Origin of the sequence: Pseudoalteromonas sp., assembly GCF_036960685.1 — a bacterium.
GTDB lineage: Bacteria > Pseudomonadota > Gammaproteobacteria > Enterobacterales > Alteromonadaceae > Pseudoalteromonas.
Genome location: NZ_JBALXK010000083.1, coordinates 1 through 510 on the forward strand (window position 1 = coordinate 1; position 510 = coordinate 510).

Consider the following 510-nt stretch of genomic DNA (forward strand, 5'->3'; position numbering starts at 1 on the left):
CATCAGCACTCATTACAATAAAGTCTTCACCTGCGCGTCGGGTGACTTTAATCGGTTCATGCTCATTAACTGTTTGTTCAACATATGTTTTTAAGTTGTCTCTAAACTGGTTTACGCTTATGCTATTCATAACTAGCTCACTATTTATGTACGGTAATGTCGTACATTTTAGCTTTAAAAATATAAGAAGGCAATTAAACGGACAAAAAACAGTTTGCTGTTTTCGTGCCTCAACATTTGAAACTAGAAGTTTTCGCAATTTCAATACATAGTTTTCGCGCTCGGCATCACCTTGAATTGGCTCGTTAGCTTCGCTCTATTTTGGCCCAGTATTTTTTTAGTTTGTTACTAAGACGTTAAGTACCTTAAAATTGTTAACATATAATATAACGGTTACTATATTATATAAGAGGTAATAGTTATAATGTTAATATTCTTAGAGGTTTGGATATTGAAATGACAAAAGTAAACAAAAAGCAAGAAACTAGAAAACGTATTATCAATGCAGCT

The 510-nt window shown here is 32.7% G+C and carries 1 protein-coding gene; it reads right to left on the reverse strand.

Annotation, left to right across the window (positions count from 1 at the left end; all coding sequences use genetic code 11):
• On the reverse strand, positions 1-130 hold a 130-nt coding region (locus V7783_RS21165; protein ID WP_335680404.1), incomplete at its 3' end, for a type II toxin-antitoxin system Phd/YefM family antitoxin.
• Positions 131-510: the final 380 nt, after the last annotated feature.